This is a genomic window from Oceanobacillus saliphilus (assembly GCF_023522835.1).
In the GTDB taxonomy this organism is placed as follows: Bacteria; Bacillota; Bacilli; order Bacillales; family Amphibacillaceae; genus Oceanobacillus; species Oceanobacillus saliphilus.
Map to the genome: position 1 here is coordinate 296,868 of NZ_JALCZU010000002.1, position 18,246 is coordinate 315,113.

The window sequence follows — 18,246 nt, forward strand, 5'->3', positions numbered from 1 at the left end:
AGCGAACAACTTCCCTCCATAAATAATTTAACCTTTTCTATCACTCCGCAGTTGCTGGAACCGGATCAACGGTTTGACTTTCTTTTGAAAACCATTTGAAGAAAATGGAACCTAGCACAATTCCGTAGATTACTTCCTGCATAACCTTCATGATAATACCACCTAATTGCTGATCATATACAACGTCCATGCTTGTAAACATCTCTGGTCCTGAAAGAGTTGGAGTCAAACCACTAAGTACATCCCCAGGCACACAGAGGCTTAGTGCCTGAATCCAGGAACCGTCCTGTGTATATGCAGCATATAGGGGTGTAGATGAAAAAATAATAAGTACACATGCTGGCGTAATCAATACGCTATTTGCAAAAATATAGCCGATCTTCAATAATGGCTGCATCTTGTCCAGTTCCTTGATTGGAGAAATTATTGGAAACCAAACGATGAATGCCACAATGAATAAAATCAGAGAAATCGTAGTATGTGCAATCATTGATGATTTAGAGAAATTGAATACAACTGGAATATGATAGAGTGAGAATAGGCCATTAAATAGCAGTAATGCAATGAGTGGCTTGGTCAGCAAATTAATAATTGGTTTAATGACCGGGATATTTATTACTTTTCTCCAAATCCATGCCGGTATCCCTTTCAGCATAAGTATTGGGACAACAAGTAAATAAATTGACATCTGTATCATATGTGCAGTCAATGTAATATGTGTAAGCAAATCGATTGGTGACCCTTTCACAATATACAATAATAACAAAGCTAGATAAAACAAGAATTGCTGTTTATCTGTAGGTTTTTCGTCGCCACCAAATCTATGGCGAAATGGACCAGTAATTAAATAATACAGTACCGCCAAACCTAATATAAACAAAAAATAATAAGGACTCCACAATGCACGAAAGCCGAAAATTTGTAATTCCAACCACATAATATTATCACTCCAATTAGCTGACTATCCTGCTATTATAACTGAATTATCGATTAAGAATCTGTCGTTATTGTGACGATTTTAGCAAAAAAAAGATCGGGAACAACTATCCCGATCTTTTTTTGTTTATGGTGCAGCAACATTTACGTTTAAATTACCACCAGATAATTGCTACAAATGTAACAATTACAAGAGCCGTGACAAAAATGCCCCCGTAAATCAATGCTGCAGGGATTTCATGGCCTTTATCTTTCATGTGCATGAAGTAATAGAATTGAAAACCTACCTGTACAACAGCTAAAACGAGAAGTAACGGGATTACAAAAGTAGAGCTGATTCCCATCATAACTGCAAAGAATGCAATCATTGTAAAGAAAATCATCAATGCGAAAGTAATAATCTGCTGTCTCATTTCGTCTCTATTTTTTTCTCTTTGGAACGAATTAATTTTGTTGGTATTTGTATTTTCCGTCATAAATTAACTCACCATCCCCATCAAGTAGACAACTGTAAAGATAAATACCCAAACGACGTCAATGAAATGCCAATACAATCCAAATGTATTGTATTTTGGAGCATTATAAAGACTTAAACCTCTCTTCGCATTTCGTACCATAAGTGCAATCAGCCAGCCAAGACCAAAGGCTACGTGTCCACCATGGAATCCGACTAATGCATAAAATGCAGAACCAAATGCCGAAGAACGGAATGTAAATCCATAATCAATAATATAATGAGCGAACTCATAAATTTCCAATGCAAGGAAGGAGATACCGAGCAAAGCAGTAATTCCAAACCATAATTGCATTTTTTTAAAGTCATTATTTTTCATGTGATAAATTGCATAAACACTTGTTAAAGAACTAGTCAATAACAGAATTGTCATTAAGAATACAAGTTCCAGGCCAAACAAATCTTGCGAAGATGGACCACCTGCAGTTGAATTTCTCAAAGCAAGGTACGTACCGAATAAACACGCGAACAGAACTGTCTCTCCGCCAAGGAAAATCCATAAACCTAAATGTTTATGCTTTCCTTCCATTGTTGCTTTAGCAGGATCCTGAGGCATTGTTTCCGGATTCAAGGAATGATCTTGACTCATATCAGTCAGCCTCCCTTTCTAGTTCATCTTTTGTAATATGATGACCGTGATCGTCTTTTAATGATCTGTATAACATACTTCCCAAAGCTATAGCCATACCAACATATACTGCTATTAACCAAGCTTTATGATCAACCTGATAAATGAAACCGTAAGATGCAATAAAGAAACCAATTGTCATAATCAAAGGAACAATAGATGAGTTTGGCATATGGATTTCATCTAATGGCTCAGCAGGTGTCATCTTTCCATTACCCTCCGTCTTTTCAATCCATAATGGATCAAGTCCACGAACTAATGGCAATTGTTTAAAGTTGTAATGTGCAGGTGGGGATGAAAGCGTCCATTCCAACGTACGTCCGTCCCACGGATCTGCAGGTGCTTTTTCACCTTTCATAGCAGTGTAAACAATGTTAATTACGAAAACAATGGTACCGAAAGTCATAAAGAAGGCACCTATTGTACTGATTAAGTTACCTGTATCTAAACCTTGATTCTCCAAGAATACCCAGTAACGACGAGGCATCCCCATTAACCCAAGGAAATGCTGGATAAAAAACGTTAAATGGAAACCAATAAAGAATGTCCAGAATGCAAGTTTACCCAAACCTTCATGGAGAATTCTACCGAACATTTTCGGCCACCAATAATGCATTGCTGCAAGTAATGCGAATACTACCCCACCAACAATAACATAGTGGAAGTGGGCAACTACGAAGTAAGTATCATGATACTGATAATCAGCTACAGATGCCCCTAGCATAACCCCTGTCATACCACCAATCGTAAATGAAGGAACAAATGCAAGCGTCCAGAGCATCGCAGAGTTGATGACAATACTTCCGCCCCACATCGTAAACAACCAGTTAAATATTTTAATCCCTGTCGGAACTGCGATTGCCATTGTTGCAACAGCAAATATGGAGTTAGCAACAGGTCCCAATCCTACTGTAAACATGTGGTGAGCCCATACCATGAATCCAAGAAATGCGATCAGGAACGTGGCAAATACCATTGCCGTATATCCAAATAATCTTTTTCTTGAGAATGTAGGTATAATTTCACTGAAAATACCGAATGCAGGTAGAATCAGTATGTATACCTCTGGGTGTCCAAATATCCAGAATAGATGTTGCCATATGACCGTATTACCACCTAATGCCACATCAAAGAATGCAGTATCAAACATACGATCGAACATCATTAAGAATAAACCAACAGTCAATGCTGGAAAAGCAAACAGGACAAGAATACTTGTTACAAGCGTAGTCCAAGAAAACAAAGGCATGCGCATGTATGTCATTCCCGGTGCTCGCATCGTTACAATTGTAACAATGAAGTTTATTCCACTCATTAAAGTACCAGCACCCGCGAGCTGGAGACCCATCACGTAAAAATCAACCCCATGCCCCGGTGATTGCACAGAGAGTGGTGCATAGTTAGTCCAACCAGCATCTGGTGCACCAGTAAACCAACTAAGATTTAAAAGAACGCCACCAGAGAAAAATAACCAGAAGCCAAGTGCGTTTAAAAACGGGAACGCAACATCACGTGCTCCAATTTGAAGTGGCATAATATAGTTCATTAAACCAAATAATAAAGGTGTTGCCGCAAGGAAAATCATTGTTGTTCCATGCATCGTAATCATTTCATTATACAAACCTGCACTAATAAAGTCATTCTCAGGTTTGATTAGCTGAATTCGAATAATAAGAGCTTCTAGTCCACCAAGCAGGAAAAAGAAACCACCACCGATTAAGTATAAAATACCGACTTTTTTATGGTCGACGGTAGTCAAGTAATCCCACAGAACAGCACTAAAACCTCTCTTTTGAGTAGCTGTAATACTCAAAGTTCAAACCTCCCTTTTGTGTCTTTCATCCCATTTTATATATTTTAATTCCCAGCGCTCTCAGGTGTTATTTCAGAAGGCTTTAATTGCATTAAATATTCAGCAATGCTATTTGCTTCTTCTTCAGAAATGCTAGGATATGCACCTGTCATTTTGTTACCAGGTTTAATTGATTCAGGATCGACAATCCATTCTACTAAATTTTCTTTTGTAGGTTCAAGAATACCAGCAACTGTTGAGCGGTCTCCAAAGTTAGTTAAATTTGGACCGGTTGCTACAGGTGAAGACCCAATAGCGTGACAGGCCATGCAATTATTAGCCTCAAAAAGTGCTTGACCTTGCTGTGCTACAGCTCCTTCTGGAACTTGCTCAGGATCAACATTCTGCATGTCAGAAACCCATTGATCAAATTCTTCTGGACTTACTACAATAACTTTGAAGTCCATTAAGGAATGCGAAGGTCCACAAAGCTCTGCACATTTACCCCAGTAGACGCCTTCTTCATACGCTTCCAGGAACATGGTGTTTACATTTTCAGGGTTAACATCCATCTTACCTGAAATGGACGGTACCCAGAATGAGTGAATAACATCTGAAGATTGCATGTTTAGGTATACCCTTTCACCAGCAGGTATATATAGATCCTGACTTGTCACAATTTCTTCATCTTCATAATTAAAATGCCACCAGTATTGATTACCGGTAACTTCGACATTAAGACTTGTACTTGCCTGCGACTCATCCGCTAAATCAAATGTAGCAATTACTGTAGGAACAGCGATAATCAAAACAAGGATAATCGGAATTACTGTCCAGATAGTCTCCAGCTTGTGGTTCCCTTCGATTTGTTTCGGAATGTAATCTTCCTGCCCCTTTTTTCTGCGGAATTTAATTAGAGCAATAACATAGATAACCATTACGACTAAAAATACGCCAATCATAATCAGTGTTGTGAGTATGATTAAGTCCATGGATCGTTCAGCACCATATCCCTTTGGTTCCAACGCGGTCAAGTTTTCTTTACCACAACCAGCTAAAAACAAAGCTAGCATTGTAAAAAGAAATAATGCTTTTGATTTTCCCATCCAACCTTTCATGTATAAATACCTCTCTTTCTTCTTGTTGTTTCCTTATATTTATTTTTTTAAGGACAAATAATTAGTTGAATATAGGCAATGTTACAATTATCATTAATGGAAATAATATAATTAAATAATTTAAAGAGTAGATGAAAATCATATTTGCCCATTTCAAATCATCTTTGATAAAGAACCCTCTAAAGCCCAACACAAGCCATCCAACATTAAGCAGCGTTGCAATTACAGTAAATGTTATCCCCAATGATGAAGCAAGAAAAATCGGTAAAGGCAACAGACATGCTATATATACGACAATTTGACGTTTCGTAAATTCAAACCCGTATACGACCGGCAACATTGGAATTCCGGCTTCTCGATAATCTTCAGTTTTTTTCATGGCCAATGCTAAAAAATGTGGTGTTTGCCATATAAACATAATCATAAACATAACTATTGGAACAATATGTGGTGATGGACTAATGGCTGCCCAACCAATAAGCGGCGGCATCGCTCCCGAGAAACTTCCAATTGCAGTGTTCAACGTATAGCGGCGCTTCGACCACATCGTATAAAGTACCACATAGATAAACCAACCGAGAAACGCAAATATTGTTGCCTGTACGGTTGTAAACAAGAGAAGACCCAGACCAACTACAGTAGTTCCCAATCCAAGAATTAGTACTGTCTTTAAAGAAAAGTATCCGGTTACAGTAGGACGATTTTTGGTTCTTGACATCTTGGGATCTATATCGACGTCATACCAGTTATTAATGATGCATCCTCCGGCGATAACCAACGCACTCCCTATCATTGTAAGCAGGAATGTTCCCCAATGATTTATAAAGGAAGATCCAGTAAAATGAACCGCAAGCAACAAACCGGCTAAGGTCGTTATTAAGTTTGAGTTCACAATACCAATTTTCATAAGTGCTTTTATTTCAGAAATGAAAATAGAAATTTTACCCTTATTGGTAATGGGAGTATCCCCTATCATCTCAGAATATGGCGTTTCCACTTTATTCATTTTATCCCCCCTTTTAAATCCGGGCATCGATATGTTAATAAGTCAGAATTCTACTATTCTGATATTCACTCTCATTCTATCACGGATTTTGATTACAATCTAATTAACCTACTTGTAACATTTTACATCATATTCACTATTTAAATGTGACAAATATGTGAAAGAATACGAAGTTTAATCAGATTATAAATTATGTACGATATCCACTAAAATACGAACACACTTGAAATTACATGGTTATCTCATATACTATTTCTAGCAAACAAAACGAATTAATGCAAGACTTTTCTTTATTTCCATAGTGAAAACACTTTTAAAACATGATACTATTACAATTATGTGTCCAACGTTAGTTTTAAACTCATTTAATTGCATTTGGTATTAAATTAATATTATTATAGAGTGAAAGTATCCAAGAATTTCTAATCATCCAAAGTGAGGGCTATATGAGAATGGTAAAATATTTAAAAACTCTGTCTGTAATCGCTACAATTGGGATGCTATTGATTCTGCTGGGCGGCGCATTGGTTACAAAAACCGGGTCAGCTGATGGCTGTGGGGATAGTTGGCCATTATGTGAGGGTGAACTGATACCATCAGAATTCACTTTTGAAATGGTGGTTGAATTAAGTCACAGAGCCGTTACCGGAGTGGTCGGAATTGTAGTTGTTGCGCTTGCAGTTCTAGCATGGATCAAAATAGGCCATATACGCGAAGTGAAATTTCTTGCGTTTTCATCCATCTTTTTTATTGTTCTTCAAGCTTTAATTGGTGCAGCAGCTGTCATGTGGGGACAATCAGATTTCATCCTTGCAGCCCACTTCGGCATTTCCTTAATATCTTTTGCTTCTGTATTTTTACTGATGCTAATCATATTTGAAGTGGATAAGAAGCTGGATACAATGGCATTGCATATTAAAAAACCACACCGAATTGAGATTTATGCTATTTCCATTTACACGATGATTGTTGTTTATACAGGTGCCTTAGTACGACACACCGACTCCAACCTAGTTTGTGGAGACTGGCCGTTTTGTACGAACACTTCCCCTTTTGCCTTTGTCGACTACAGCTTTAATCAGTGGGTGCAAATGGGACATCGGTTAGCAGCTGGATTACTGTTTATTTGGACACTCGTGCTGATGATCAGAATGATTAAGCACTATCCTAACAGCAAAATTATGTATTGGGGATGGATCATCACCTTTTCACTGATTCTCCTTCAAGTATTCTTTGGAGCAATGATCATTTTTACTTTATTGAATCTTGGTGTAGCCTTAATGCATGCATTGGTAATTTCCTTGTACTTTGGGATGCTCAGTTATTTTATTCTACTGTCCACAAGAAGCGCCAAAACAGAAAAAACAGGAGGCAATTTATAATTGCTTCCTGTTTTTTTATATAGGCCTAGAGAGTATAAATGTACTGCAGCAGCCAACTGATTTCCAGAAACGGGCAGGCCAGCTGGTGCCTTGTTCATTTATTCAAATTCAATCAATAAATCATTCACTTCAATCGTATCTCCACTGTCGACATGGATTTCTTTAATGACACCTGAATATGGGGCTTGAATAGTCGTCTCCATTTTCATAGCCTCATTCGTTAACAAATGATCACCTTTTTCAACTGTATCACCCTTGGAACAATTAACTGCCAGAACTGTCCCTGGCATTGTCGCTCCTATATGCTTATTATTTGATTTATCTGCTTTGGGTCTAGTGACTAGCAGCGATTCAATACTTTCGTCTTTCACACGTATTTCTCGTGACTGACCATTCAAATCAAAATAGAAAACACGCGTACCATCTTCTTTCGGTTCGGAAATGGATACGAGCTTAACAATTAATGTCTTACCCTTTTCTATTTCCACTTCTATTTCTTCCCCAAGCTTCATTCCATAGAAGAAGGTCGGAGTGTCCAGCGCAGACATATCACCGTATGTTTCACAGAATTTTGTATAATCCATAAACACCTTTGGATACAACGCATGGGAAATCAGATCAAAACTGGTAACTTGGCGTTCCAATGTCTCAAATAAGGTATCTCGCAGTTGTTTAAAATCAATTGGTTCCAATAGTTCTCCCGGTCTTACGTTAATTGCTTCTCTGTCCTTCAAGATGATTTTTTGCAATTTTTCAGGGAACCCTTGATATGGCTGCCCAATATAGCCTTGCGCAAATTCAATAACGGAATCAGGAAAATCGATCGAATCTCCCTTTTCATATATATCTTCTTCCGTTAAATCATTTTGTACCATAAACAACGTCATATCGCCGATTACTTTTGAAGAAGGCGTAACTTTTACAATATCTCCAAACATATCATTCACTTTGCGGAACATCGTCTTTACTTCATTCCATCTGTTTTCCAGGCCGACTGCTTTCGCCTGCTGTTTTAGGTTACTGTATTGCCCACCTGGCATCTCATGAAAATAGATTTCTGTATGCGGGGATTTCATGCCACTTTCAAAGTCCTGATAATATTCTCTGATACCTTCCCAGTAATGTGAGATCTGTTCATAAGATTCAATATCAATTTTCGGTTGTCGGCTCTTCCCTTCCAATGCATGATACAACGTCTGAGCACTTGGTTGTGAAGTCAATCCTGCCATTGGCCCGGCTGCAACATCCACAACATCAACACCTGCGTCGATTGCTCTTGCGTACGTATAAATGCCATTTCCACTTGTATCATGTGTATGCAAATGTATTGGGAGATCGACTGTCTCTTTTAAGGTAGATATTAATTGATAGGCTGCTTCCGGCTTTAATAATCCAGCCATATCTTTAATACCTAGAATATGTGCACCGGACGCTTCGAGCTCCTTTGCCATATTTTTATAATAGTCCAGATCATATTTTCTGCGACCTGAATCGAGAATATCGCCTGTATAGCAGATTGTTGCTTCTGCGATCTTATTATTTTCACGAACTGACTCAATTGCAAGCTTCATACCTTCCACCCAATTTAAACTATCAAAAATCCTGAAGACATCAATTCCGGCACTGGAGCTTTTTTCAACGAATTCCTGAATTAGATTGTCCGGATAATTTTTGTACCCGACAGCATTACTTGAACGAAGCAACATTTGAAAAAGAACATTTGGCATTTTTTCTCTTAGCTTCAGAAGTCTTGTCCATGGATCCTCTTTGAGGAACCTGTATGCTACATCAAAGGTTGCCCCGCCCCACATCTCAACCGAGAAAAGATTTGGCAGCATTCTGGAAGTTGGTTCAGCGATATGCAGCAGATCATTTGTCCTCACACGTGTAGCAAGTAATGATTGGTGTGCGTCGCGGAAAGTTGTGTCTGTCAGCATAACTTCCTTCTGTTCCTTCAGCCAGTTTGCCAACCCCTGTGGACCACGTTCATCGAGTATTTGCTTGGTTCCCGCTTGAACCTCCTGATGAGAGTCCACTTCCGGAATCAATAATTGTGAAAAGGATGGTTTTTCTTTTTTAGTTGCACCTTCCACGCCATTTAGAGTTGTCTCAGCGATATAAGTAAGCATCTTCGTTCCACGGTCTTTTCTTTTTGGGAACACGAATAACTCCGGTGTATTATCAATAAATGTTGTATTATACTGACCCGACATAAATTTTTCATGCAGGATTACATTCTCTAGAAAATGTATATTTGTTTTAATTCCCCGGATTCGGAATTCTTTCAAGTTTCTAACCATTTTGATTGCAGCCTGTTCAAAAGTCAGTGCCCATGTGGAAACTTTTACGAGCAGTGAGTCGTAATGCGGTGAAATCACAGCACCTTGATAGCCATTTCCTGCATCAAGCCTTACACCAAACCCCCCACCTGTACGGTAGGCATTTATTTTCCCTGTATCAGGCATAAAGTTATTTAGTGGATCCTCCGTTGTAACCCTTGACTGGATCGCATACCCACTAATCTTGATTTCTTCTTGGTGCGGTACTCCTACTGCCTCATCATGAAGGCTTAATCCATCAGCTACCTTTAATTGCGTCTGTACGATATCAATTCCGGTAATCATCTCTGTAATGGTATGTTCCACCTGCACCCGAGGATTTACTTCAATGAAATAAAAATCATTATTCGTTACAAGAAATTCTACTGTACCTGCATTGATATAGCCAACATTTTCCATTAAAGATACTGCAGCTTTACAGATTTCTTCACGAAGTTCATCCGATAAGGAAAGACTCGGAGCAACTTCAATGACTTTTTGATGTCGTCGTTGCACAGAACAATCCCTTTCATGCAAATGAACAATATTGCCTTGCTTATCACCCAGGATTTGCACTTCAATATGTTTTGGATTTTCAATAAATTTCTCTAAGTAAATTTCGTCGTTTCCAAAAGCAGCCTTCGCTTCTGACTTTGCACGTTCATACGATTCCTTAACCTCTGATTCATTGTGGACAATCCTCATTCCGCGTCCACCGCCACCTAAAGAGGCTTTGATAATAATTGGATATCCGTAATCCTTACCAAATGCTTCAACTTCTTCTAATGAAGATACAGCACCACCGCTACCAGGAATAATCGGTAAGTTCGCTTTTTCGGCTTGCTCTCTTGCCTTGACTTTGTCACCGAACATATTTAAGTGCTCACTCGTTGGACCGATAAAAATAATGCCCTCTTCTTCACATCTTCTCGCAAAATTGATATTTTCCGAAAGAAAACCGTAACCCGGATGTATTGCATCGACATTTACTTCTTTAGCTAAATCGATGATTGCTTCAATGTCCAAGTAGGCATCGATGGGTTTCTTCCCTTTTCCAATTAGATAAGCCTCATCTGCTTTGAATCGATGAAATGATACTGTATCTTCCGATGAGTATACTGCCACTGTGCGTATATTTAATTCTGTACATGCGCGAAACACCCGAATAGCAATTTCACCGCGATTTGCAACTAGAACTTTCTTAATGTTTTTTAATTCTGCCATATCTTTCCACCCCTATTATAATTAATCGTATTACTGTTATTATTTGGTTTCATCTCTACTGCGTTGCTTTCCTGTCTTTTTACTGCCATAGCAATGTTATTAAGTATTCCCATCGAAATAAGCATGATGAGAAGTGATGAACCACCATAGCTGACAAATGGAAGTGGCACACCGGTTATCGGCAGAAGCCCACTGATAGCACCCAGGTTTATGAAGGTCTGTATACCAACCATGGAAGATATACCAATTGCCAGTAAAGACCCAAAACTATCATTACATTTTCTAGCTATAAAAATACCACGCAATACAATGATTGCAAGCATTCCTATTACAATGAGTACACCTAAAAACCCTAATTCTTCTGCAACAATTGCCATAATAAAATCCGTATGTGCTTCCATAAGATAACCGAGCTTCTGGACACTTTGACCAAGCCCCTCCCCAGTCAGACCGCCGACACCAATCGCCAAATACGATTGGATCAACTGATATCCATCGGAATCAGGTGTTGCAAATGGCTGATAGGCTCCCGTAAAACGGGATAGTCTTTCGTCAGTTATCATATACGGAACTACGAGAAGGGCAAGTCCAACTCCAATACCTATCAATAATGACAAATGCTTTAAACGAATACCTGAACTGAATATTACCGAACACGCAATAAGAAAAATAATCGACGCAGTTCCAATATCAGGCTGAAGTACGATTAATCCCAGAATGATTGCTGTCAGCACTAACGGAGGCAGCACCCCTTTACTGAATTCATTAATATAGGCCTGCTTTTTTGAATAGACTGAAGCGAGATACATAATCAAACCCAGTTTGGCAAATTCTGCTGGTTGCATACTCATAGGACCTATTTGAAACCATGATTTTGCATTATTTACTGAATTACCGAATAATAGAACGGCAATGAGAAGTAATACCACTCCGAGGATAATAAATTTCATTAACTTTTGATAATAATTATATGGGAAAATACTGCAGAAAATAAAACCCGCCATCCCCAACCCAAACCAAATTAATTGTCTAACTAAATAATGGGTACTTTCATGCCCTTCAATAACAGCTGTAACCATGCTTGCGCTGTATATCATAACGATGCCAAAACCAGCCAAAAGTATTGGTGTTATGATTAAGGTAAAGTCATAATCTCTCAACTTCTGTATCATCATCCTACTCCTACCATTTGTACTAACATATATATTTTGATGAATTGAAAGAAATTTTAATTAGTATAACATATTCTTAGTGTATGGCAATTAAAAATAATGTCGTTTTACATATAAACTTAATAATTTCAATTATTCAAATGTTTTAAACAAAAAAACCTTGCCAAAAATATGCTGGCAAAGTTTTTGCTCCGCTGTACCATAACGCCAAAACATGAATCAATGATCACAAAGATTTTTGTGAAGCTTCATGTAATATATTAAGCTTTTTCTCCAAATTCTCAAGAAGCGCTTTACCTTCATTCTCGCTGATCAAGTTCAGACGCACAGCAAAATCAATTTCCCTTGACAGACCGAACATTTGAGTGTCCAGCACATCTTCATAAACTGGGCATTGCGGCATCGTCAGATTTTCTATTTGAACTTCAATAAGTCGTAAAATTTTGTCAGCGTCAGCCTTAAGAAGGGCATGGGCTTTTTCACGATGATCTACAGTCACCTCAGGCATCAATTAAATCCCCTCCACTAAAAAGACTTTCTTTTATTTTATATTATCGTTAGCTATAGGAAAATGCAAATAAAACAGAAAAATTTATAAAAAATAATTCATTACTGGTGAAATAATAATTGATGTCTGATATTCTAAATAGAGATACATAAATTAGGGGTGAGAAAATGATTGTGCCAATTACCGGGAAAGTTTCCTATTCTATAACATTGGACCCAACAGTCTGGATTTTTGATGATAGAAAAATCTTACTGGAAGAAGCATTTTCTGTTCAGGTCAGTGAAACAGAAGAAAATAATGAATTAGAAAAACTCTCAGAACGTTTTAATAGAGAAGTATTAGAAACTAAAATGAATCGTCCTCCGGTTAACAGAAGTATATCAAAGCTTGAAGGAGAAAAAATTTTAAAAAACTCCTATGTTATGCCATTACAGGATTTCATATCTAATGCAGAGATTAAACCAGAAGCCCAGGATGCGACATTGGTCACTGGTGACGATGAAGGTGTAACGATTACACTTGACGAACTTAAGAATGGATATTTCCTGTTTGCACAGAACGGAAAGCCTTTGAAAGAAGATGGTCCTGTACATTACTTTTATAAAGATGGTTCCAACAAAAATAATCCAATAACAAATATCAAAAAGATAGTTATTAATTAATCATAGTCTGAATATTCAGGCATAATACAGGGACTGACACCGATAAAATAAAGCCCTATCTAAAGAAAAGTCTGATATAAAAGCAGACTTTTTTTCTATCTCATCGTTTATTGCCGTATATTTTTACAATAACTATCCAAAATAAGTTCATCAGCTAATATGAATGGGAGGAATGCTGAATGAACTTGCAATTAAACATATTAATTTTGGCTGTAGTTTTGATTTTTACAGCATGCGGACAACAAGAAGAAACTCCTTTAGCTAGAGAACAAATAGAAACAGATCGAATTGAGCGTGTTAAAAATTCGACCCCAATTGAACGGCAGAATCTGGATAATAACCAAATTGCTAACCATCTTGCCAATCTTGCATCAGGGGTTCCTAATGTAAACGACGCTACAGCAATTGTCGCTGGTCCATACACAGTAGTTGCGATCGATGTGGATCAGAACCTAGATCGTTCACGTGTCGGCACAATCAAATATTCCGTTACGGAAGCTCTTTTCCATGATCCTTATGGAAAAACTGCAGTAGTTGTTGCTGATCCCGACATTGCGGAAAGAATACGTGGAATGGGAAATAAAATAAGTCAAGGGCATCCTGTGCAAGGTGTCGTTGATGAGCTTGCAGCAATTGTCGGCAGAGTGATGCCTGAAGTACCAGTCGACGAAGATCCGGCCCAGGAACCAGATCAAAATAAAGAGGTTTTAGACGAAGAAGATAAACAGAAATTGGAAAACATCGAAAGTGATCAATCAAACCAGCATGATCAAAGGCTAAGATAGCACATTATCGGAATGCAATTTCCTATAGACAATTTAGGCAAATGCGCTTACCGACTAAGGATAACTATACAAATAAGAAAGGTTTCTGACATTGTCAGAAACCTTTCTTATTTATTGCTGCTGGCTTTCGGAATCATTTTCTTCTTTCTTATCGCTGTAATACTGAACACCAAACTGTGAACCTTCGGAGACCATTTTCGAATTTTCAAGTTGGGACAAATCATCACTCAAATCTGGCGATTGGTCAGGCACACCAGCATTCTCGAATGTTTTATTCACTTTCGTCTTCATTTTACTTGTAAATTCATTTGTCGTATCTTTAATTTTATTCCTGTTTCTTTCATCTTTCAAATAATATCCAGCGACACCAGCACCAAGAGCACCTACTGCAGAAAGTAAATATCTTTTTTTCATGTTAACAACCGTCCCTTCCTTCTTGATAATGCTTTGTATTATTATTCCCCCCATTATTTCTTATCAAACATGTTTTGGCTACTTATAATCTATGTCTTATCTGTGATATACTAGATAATAATTTATTTATTCTTTGTTAGAGGTGATATGATGCAAGTGAAATGTTCTCTTTGCGATAAAATAGAAGATATAGAAGATTATTCTTTAAAAGCGAAACGATTAAGAAATAGACGAATTTATATGTATTTATGCAATTCCTGCTATGATCGGGTTGAGATTAAAACCAACAAACGTATCGCTACCGGGAAATTTAGATTGTATCGGGAAAACAGGAAAGTGGATCAATACTTATAGAAAAAGTACAACTGCATTGATGATCCGTTTTCAAGATATTATGTCATAACAGTACTCTATTAATAAACCTAAAAAAACGTCCCCAAGGACGTTTTTTATTGCTTGCTGTTGTTTGCTTTTCGTTGCGTATGGAGTCTGATTCTGTAAACTGCAAGGACAAGTATGATTACAAGCAGACTTTCAATCGTAGGCATCCTCATTACAGTTGTAAATATAGTTAAAATATATGTACCAACCATCAACATCAAGTAAACAAAAATTGTTTTTCCGAGTGGCAGTTTCCTTGCAAATCCAAGTTCGTATGCAATTGCGCATAAAATAAAATTCATTGTATAAAAAATCCAAAATATATTTTCAGTACCGTTTACTTCCACAACCATATCAAACACAAATCTAAAACCATCCATATGAATCCCCCATCATTCTAATAAATCCTTCTACTATCATACTAAATCTTTATTATTCGTGCCAGTTACATGAATACTGTTTTTAATAGATAAAGTGAAAATTTTATGATTGTTCGTACCAAATTAATAAGACCTGTAGGCTTTTTAGAATCGGATATCTGACGTGGAGTTGCCCCTGCCCCACACTTTAACGAATTCCTGAACTTTCAAAGACTTGGGTTTAATGCAAGCTGTAAGCGCGATAAATTTTGAAGATTTTTATATTTTGATATATACTATTTGGTGATGGAAATAGAGGTGCTCCTATGAAAAAAGTAAATTACCCAATGCTACTATTGGCCATGAGTGTAATTTTAATGTTCATTCTTGTTGGTCTAGCTATCGCTATGCGCAATATTTGGCTAATTCTATTATTTCTCATTGTTGGATTCGGCATTTTTGGGTATGGTTTAGCGTTGAAAAAAAGAAGAAAGTGACGATTTTCCGTCACTTTCTTCCCTTTTGCAAGTTCTCCAGAATATGCTGATGATAATCAGAATTAGAAGTAAGTATAGCAGATTTCTTTAGCAGGTGGAGTTCATTACCATCGATATCCGTTGTTCTGCCACCAACCTCATTCACTAATACAATTCCAGCCGCCACATCCCATGGAGATAGCCTCATGGAGATATAGCCATCAATAATGCCCTCAGCAGTATAGGCGAACTCCAATGCAGCAGATCCATATGTCCGTGTTCCTCTAATTTGTTTAACAAAATGCTGCATATGTCGTTCATCCACTAAACTGTTTTCACATAGCCAAAAATGATTCATACCTATGATTGCTTCATTGATCGTTGTTTTCTTCATTAATTTAGGCAATCGGACATCATCTTTATATGCTCCGTCACCTTTTTTAGCATGATAAACTATATTTGCCATTACATCATAAATAATTCCTATTTCTCCCACGCCATCATGATAAATTCCTACAGAGATAGCAAAATTTCTTTTTTGGTGAACAAAATTCATCGTCCCATCTATCGGATCAATAATCCAAATCGTTCCGTCTAATGAAGAAAGCTCATCTCCATAACCTTCTTCCCCTAGTATGAAGTGGTCGCTATATTTTTCTTTTATTTTACGTACAAAAAATTGTTCGGTTTCTTTATCCAGCTTCGTCACAAGATCATTCGCATTGGATTTTATTTCAATATCCAGTGGATCGTGCATTTTCTCTCTGATAATACGACCAGCTTCAAGTACCCACTTGACAGCCTGATCATATATTTCATCGCGCAACATGACATCCATATATATTGTTACCTCCACTTTTCGTCAACTATATATAATTGTATCAAAATGGAGTAAATACGTCATTGTATTTGAATGACCCCAATATGTATTCGAATATTTTCATAATGTTCCAATACATATTGGGGTCAAGTACTATACTGGTTCATTATCTATTTGCAGCATCTGTTTTCTAAGTTCTTCCAATCTCTCTTTCGTCTTGATTATCATTACTTTGTCATCTTCCTGCATCGCATCATATAGCGTTGCCAATTCATAATCAATCTCCATGCGGATAACAGGCAATCTTTCCTGAGCCTCTTTTCTTCTCAGTGCCTCCATTACGTATTTCATCATCTTCACTTCCTTTCACAATAGCTTGTTTAACCAAATCCATCTTTTTCTTTATACTATGATATTGTCTTTTATTTGTTCATTACTTTTTCTTATAATTGTGATTTATTTTATAATCATTTCCCAATTTGTACCCTTTTTAAACATATAAGAAGGTATAAAATTTTGGCTGCAATTAATTCTTACACATAAACAGCCACGTCCAGCTCCAGCGCCCAGGGACTCGCGAGACTTCCTTCACCTCCGTACGATAAGTCAACATCGGCTCCCTCCGGTCGCCGTGTTTCCTTTATCTCCTACGGCTCAGTCCAGTCTGTACGTCCCTAAACGGGCGCTTGCGCTTTTGTTCACATCACCTTAGAATTGTTAACAAACTTTCGCTATTCCCTCGGCTTGACTTCCTGCATATTTTCCTTAATAATAATTATTATAATTTAAGTTGTAGAGAGGATGAAACATGTGGCTTTTCATGGATTTAATCAAGAAGATTTCAATACGTTTACAATAGATGGACTGGATGAACGAATGGAGGCAATCCAAACAAGAATTCAGCCAAAATTTCAGGAATTGGGTTCAGAATTGGCTGATCATTTGGCATTGCAATTAGGAAATGAAGTCTATCTGCATATAGCGAAACATGCAAGGAGAACGGTAAACCCACCAAAGGATACATGGTTGGCAATCGCCGATAATAAGCGTGGCTATAAAAAACACCCGCATTTTCAATTGGGGTTGTTTGATGACCATGTGTTCATCTGGCTGGCCCTCATTTATGAATTGCCAAATAAAAAAGAAATAGCGAAATCGTTTCTAACCAAGTTTGACGAAATCAAACAGCTACCCGATAACTTTGTTGTTTCTCTTGATCATATGCAAAAGGATTCGATTCAGCTTACCGATTTGGAAAAGAGTGATTTGGAGCGATTCAGAGATGTAAAAAAAGCAGAGTTCCTGATCGGTCGCCATTTTAAAGCGAATGATAACATTCTGCAGGATGGAAACAGATTTTTGGAAACTGTTAAGCATACTTATGATACATTGATTCCATTTTATCAGTTGGCATTACGTTCCCGAAATGAAATGGTAAACAAATAATAAAGGCAGCACTTGAATGTGCTGCCTTTATTACATTTTAATCATTTCTTCTTTGGATTCTCTTGCCTTTCTTACCGTTTTATAGCTGGAATAGCCGGAAACGGATTCGAATTCAGAGAAGATCGATTTTTCTTCACTCTTCGATGGGACAATCTGTTTAAATCGGTTGTATAATACTAAAATATCCTGTCTTTTTACTTGCTTTTCATGAGCTTTTTCGACGAGACTGAAGAAGTTGACAACGTCAATAATTTCTTCCGTTGACCATGTTTCATCTATTGGATATTCATAATTCATTACAAAAC

Annotated in this window: 20 protein-coding genes; 6 read left to right on the forward strand and 14 right to left on the reverse strand. The window is 37.5% G+C overall.

What is annotated here, in order from left to right; genetic code table 11:
• Positions 1 to 40 precede the first annotated feature (40 nt).
• The 6 genes from ctaG to cyoE all read right to left on the reverse strand — a co-directional run bounded on the left by ctaG (position 41) and on the right by cyoE (position 5,994).
• Positions 41 to 937 (reverse strand): cytochrome c oxidase assembly factor CtaG, encoded by an 897-nt coding sequence (gene ctaG / locus MN204_RS04535; RefSeq protein WP_249869894.1) that lies wholly within the window; start codon positions 935 to 937, stop codon positions 41 to 43.
• A 154-nt stretch (positions 938 to 1,091) separates the two neighbouring features.
• On the reverse strand, positions 1,092 to 1,412 hold the full coding sequence (gene ctaF, locus MN204_RS04540; RefSeq protein ID WP_249869895.1) for a cytochrome c oxidase subunit IVB: 321 nt from the start codon (positions 1,410 to 1,412) through the stop codon (positions 1,092 to 1,094).
• 3 nt (positions 1,413 to 1,415) lie between these two features.
• Positions 1,416 to 2,039, reverse strand: a complete 624-nt coding sequence (locus tag MN204_RS04545; RefSeq protein ID WP_249869896.1) for a cytochrome (ubi)quinol oxidase subunit III — start codon at positions 2,037 to 2,039, stop codon at positions 1,416 to 1,418.
• 1 nt (position 2,040) lies between these two features.
• Entirely contained in the window at positions 2,041 to 3,891 is a 1,851-nt protein-coding gene (gene ctaD / locus MN204_RS04550) for a cytochrome c oxidase subunit I (protein ID WP_249869897.1), read from the reverse strand.
• Positions 3,892 to 3,935: 44 nt separating this feature from the next.
• Positions 3,936 to 4,988, reverse strand: a complete 1,053-nt coding sequence (gene coxB / locus MN204_RS04555) for a cytochrome c oxidase subunit II (RefSeq protein ID WP_249869898.1) — start codon at positions 4,986 to 4,988, stop codon at positions 3,936 to 3,938.
• A gap of 61 nt (positions 4,989 to 5,049) precedes the next feature.
• Positions 5,050 to 5,994 (reverse strand): heme o synthase, encoded by a 945-nt coding sequence (cyoE, locus tag MN204_RS04560; protein WP_249869899.1) that lies wholly within the window; start codon positions 5,992 to 5,994, stop codon positions 5,050 to 5,052.
• Between the two features lie 452 nt (positions 5,995 to 6,446).
• Between cyoE and MN204_RS04565 the strand changes: the two genes are divergently transcribed.
• Positions 6,447 to 7,376: a COX15/CtaA family protein gene (locus MN204_RS04565; protein WP_249870238.1), complete on the forward strand. Its 930-nt coding sequence runs from the start codon at positions 6,447 to 6,449 to the stop codon at positions 7,374 to 7,376.
• A gap of 98 nt (positions 7,377 to 7,474) precedes the next feature.
• Here MN204_RS04565 and pyc read toward each other — a convergent pair whose 3' ends face one another.
• The 3 genes from pyc to MN204_RS04580 form a co-directional block, all read right to left on the reverse strand.
• Entirely contained in the window at positions 7,475 to 10,918 is a 3,444-nt protein-coding gene (pyc, locus tag MN204_RS04570; RefSeq protein ID WP_249869900.1) for a pyruvate carboxylase, read from the reverse strand.
• On the reverse strand, positions 10,906 to 12,090 hold the full coding sequence (ftsW, locus tag MN204_RS04575; protein ID WP_249869901.1) for a putative lipid II flippase FtsW: 1,185 nt from the start codon (positions 12,088 to 12,090) through the stop codon (positions 10,906 to 10,908). Before ftsW ends, pyc begins: the two co-directional genes overlap by 13 nt.
• A 226-nt stretch (positions 12,091 to 12,316) precedes the next feature.
• Complete coding sequence (locus tag MN204_RS04580) at positions 12,317 to 12,598, reverse strand: Fpa/YlaN family protein (RefSeq protein ID WP_249869902.1); 282 nt, start codon at positions 12,596 to 12,598, stop codon at positions 12,317 to 12,319.
• A gap of 167 nt (positions 12,599 to 12,765) precedes the next feature.
• On the opposite strand from MN204_RS04580, the gene MN204_RS04585 reads away from it, so the two are divergent.
• Positions 12,766 to 13,260: a hypothetical protein gene (locus MN204_RS04585; protein WP_249869903.1), complete on the forward strand. Its 495-nt coding sequence runs from the start codon at positions 12,766 to 12,768 to the stop codon at positions 13,258 to 13,260.
• A gap of 179 nt (positions 13,261 to 13,439) precedes the next feature.
• Positions 13,440 to 14,045 carry a YhcN/YlaJ family sporulation lipoprotein gene (locus MN204_RS04590; protein ID WP_249869904.1) on the forward strand — a complete coding sequence of 202 codons (606 nt, stop codon included), beginning with the start codon at positions 13,440 to 13,442 and terminating at the stop codon, positions 14,043 to 14,045.
• Positions 14,046 to 14,156: 111 nt separating this feature from the next.
• Here MN204_RS04590 and MN204_RS04595 read toward each other — a convergent pair whose 3' ends face one another.
• Complete coding sequence (locus MN204_RS04595; RefSeq protein ID WP_249869905.1) at positions 14,157 to 14,459, reverse strand: YbyB family protein; 303 nt, start codon at positions 14,457 to 14,459, stop codon at positions 14,157 to 14,159.
• Between the two features lie 150 nt (positions 14,460 to 14,609).
• On the opposite strand from MN204_RS04595, the gene MN204_RS04600 reads away from it, so the two are divergent.
• Entirely contained in the window at positions 14,610 to 14,813 is a 204-nt protein-coding gene (locus MN204_RS04600) for a YlaI family protein (protein ID WP_249870239.1), read from the forward strand.
• A gap of 95 nt (positions 14,814 to 14,908) precedes the next feature.
• Here MN204_RS04600 and MN204_RS04605 read toward each other — a convergent pair whose 3' ends face one another.
• Positions 14,909 to 15,220, reverse strand: coding sequence for a YlaH-like family protein (locus tag MN204_RS04605; RefSeq protein ID WP_249869906.1), 312 nt, complete (start codon positions 15,218 to 15,220; stop codon positions 14,909 to 14,911).
• 305 nt (positions 15,221 to 15,525) lie between these two features.
• On the opposite strand from MN204_RS04605, the gene MN204_RS04610 reads away from it, so the two are divergent.
• Positions 15,526 to 15,696 (forward strand): DUF5325 family protein, encoded by a 171-nt coding sequence (locus MN204_RS04610; protein ID WP_249869907.1) that lies wholly within the window; start codon positions 15,526 to 15,528, stop codon positions 15,694 to 15,696.
• 10 nt (positions 15,697 to 15,706) lie between these two features.
• Here the strand turns inward: MN204_RS04610 and MN204_RS04615 are convergent, their stop codons facing one another.
• Both MN204_RS04615 and MN204_RS04620 read right to left on the reverse strand, forming a co-directional pair.
• The gene (locus MN204_RS04615; RefSeq protein WP_249869908.1) at positions 15,707 to 16,513 is read right to left on the reverse strand and encodes an inositol monophosphatase family protein; all 807 of its coding nucleotides are present in this window, start codon (positions 16,511 to 16,513) and stop codon (positions 15,707 to 15,709) included.
• 135 nt (positions 16,514 to 16,648) lie between these two features.
• On the reverse strand, positions 16,649 to 16,846 hold the full coding sequence (locus MN204_RS04620) for a YkzI domain-containing protein (protein ID WP_249869909.1): 198 nt from the start codon (positions 16,844 to 16,846) through the stop codon (positions 16,649 to 16,651).
• Positions 16,847 to 17,305: 459 nt separating this feature from the next.
• Between MN204_RS04620 and MN204_RS04625 the strand changes: the two genes are divergently transcribed.
• Entirely contained in the window at positions 17,306 to 17,941 is a 636-nt protein-coding gene (locus MN204_RS04625) for a YktB family protein (RefSeq protein WP_249869910.1), read from the forward strand.
• Between the two features lie 30 nt (positions 17,942 to 17,971).
• On the opposite strand, the gene MN204_RS04630 is transcribed toward MN204_RS04625, so the two are convergent.
• The gene (locus MN204_RS04630) at positions 17,972 to 18,238 is read right to left on the reverse strand and encodes a UPF0223 family protein (protein ID WP_249869911.1); all 267 of its coding nucleotides are present in this window, start codon (positions 18,236 to 18,238) and stop codon (positions 17,972 to 17,974) included.
• Positions 18,239 to 18,246: the final 8 nt, after the last annotated feature.

Excerpts from the sequence above, each read along its gene's own strand:
- MN204_RS04620 (WP_249869909.1), bottom strand. The coding sequence starts at position 16,846 with ATGAAATACGTAATGGAGGCACTGAGAAGAAAAGAGGCTCAGGAAAGA.
- MN204_RS04545 (WP_249869896.1), bottom strand. The coding sequence starts at position 2,039 with ATGAGTCAAGATCATTCCTTGAATCCGGAAACAATGCCTCAGGATCCT.
- cyoE (WP_249869899.1), bottom strand. The coding sequence starts at position 5,994 with ATGAATAAAGTGGAAACGCCATATTCTGAGATGATAGGGGATACTCCC.
- pyc (WP_249869900.1), bottom strand. The coding sequence starts at position 10,918 with ATGGCAGAATTAAAAAACATTAAGAAAGTTCTAGTTGCAAATCGCGGT.
- MN204_RS04595 (WP_249869905.1), bottom strand. The coding sequence starts at position 14,459 with ATGAAAAAAAGATATTTACTTTCTGCAGTAGGTGCTCTTGGTGCTGGT.
- MN204_RS04630 (WP_249869911.1), bottom strand. The coding sequence starts at position 18,238 with ATGAATTATGAATATCCAATAGATGAAACATGGTCAACGGAAGAAATT.
- ftsW (WP_249869901.1), bottom strand. The coding sequence starts at position 12,090 with ATGATACAGAAGTTGAGAGATTATGACTTTACCTTAATCATAACACCA.
- MN204_RS04600 (WP_249870239.1), top strand. The coding sequence starts at position 14,610 with ATGCAAGTGAAATGTTCTCTTTGCGATAAAATAGAAGATATAGAAGAT.
- MN204_RS04610 (WP_249869907.1), top strand. The coding sequence starts at position 15,526 with ATGAAAAAAGTAAATTACCCAATGCTACTATTGGCCATGAGTGTAATT.
- MN204_RS04605 (WP_249869906.1), bottom strand. The coding sequence starts at position 15,220 with ATGGATGGTTTTAGATTTGTGTTTGATATGGTTGTGGAAGTAAACGGT.
- MN204_RS04585 (WP_249869903.1), top strand. The coding sequence starts at position 12,766 with ATGATTGTGCCAATTACCGGGAAAGTTTCCTATTCTATAACATTGGAC.
- MN204_RS04565 (WP_249870238.1), top strand. The coding sequence starts at position 6,447 with ATGGTAAAATATTTAAAAACTCTGTCTGTAATCGCTACAATTGGGATG.
- MN204_RS04590 (WP_249869904.1), top strand. The coding sequence starts at position 13,440 with ATGAACTTGCAATTAAACATATTAATTTTGGCTGTAGTTTTGATTTTT.
- ctaF (WP_249869895.1), bottom strand. The coding sequence starts at position 1,412 with ATGACGGAAAATACAAATACCAACAAAATTAATTCGTTCCAAAGAGAA.
- MN204_RS04615 (WP_249869908.1), bottom strand. The coding sequence starts at position 16,513 with ATGGATGTCATGTTGCGCGATGAAATATATGATCAGGCTGTCAAGTGG.
- MN204_RS04580 (WP_249869902.1), bottom strand. The coding sequence starts at position 12,598 with ATGCCTGAGGTGACTGTAGATCATCGTGAAAAAGCCCATGCCCTTCTT.
- ctaG (WP_249869894.1), bottom strand. The coding sequence starts at position 937 with ATGTGGTTGGAATTACAAATTTTCGGCTTTCGTGCATTGTGGAGTCCT.
- coxB (WP_249869898.1), bottom strand. The coding sequence starts at position 4,988 with ATGAAAGGTTGGATGGGAAAATCAAAAGCATTATTTCTTTTTACAATG.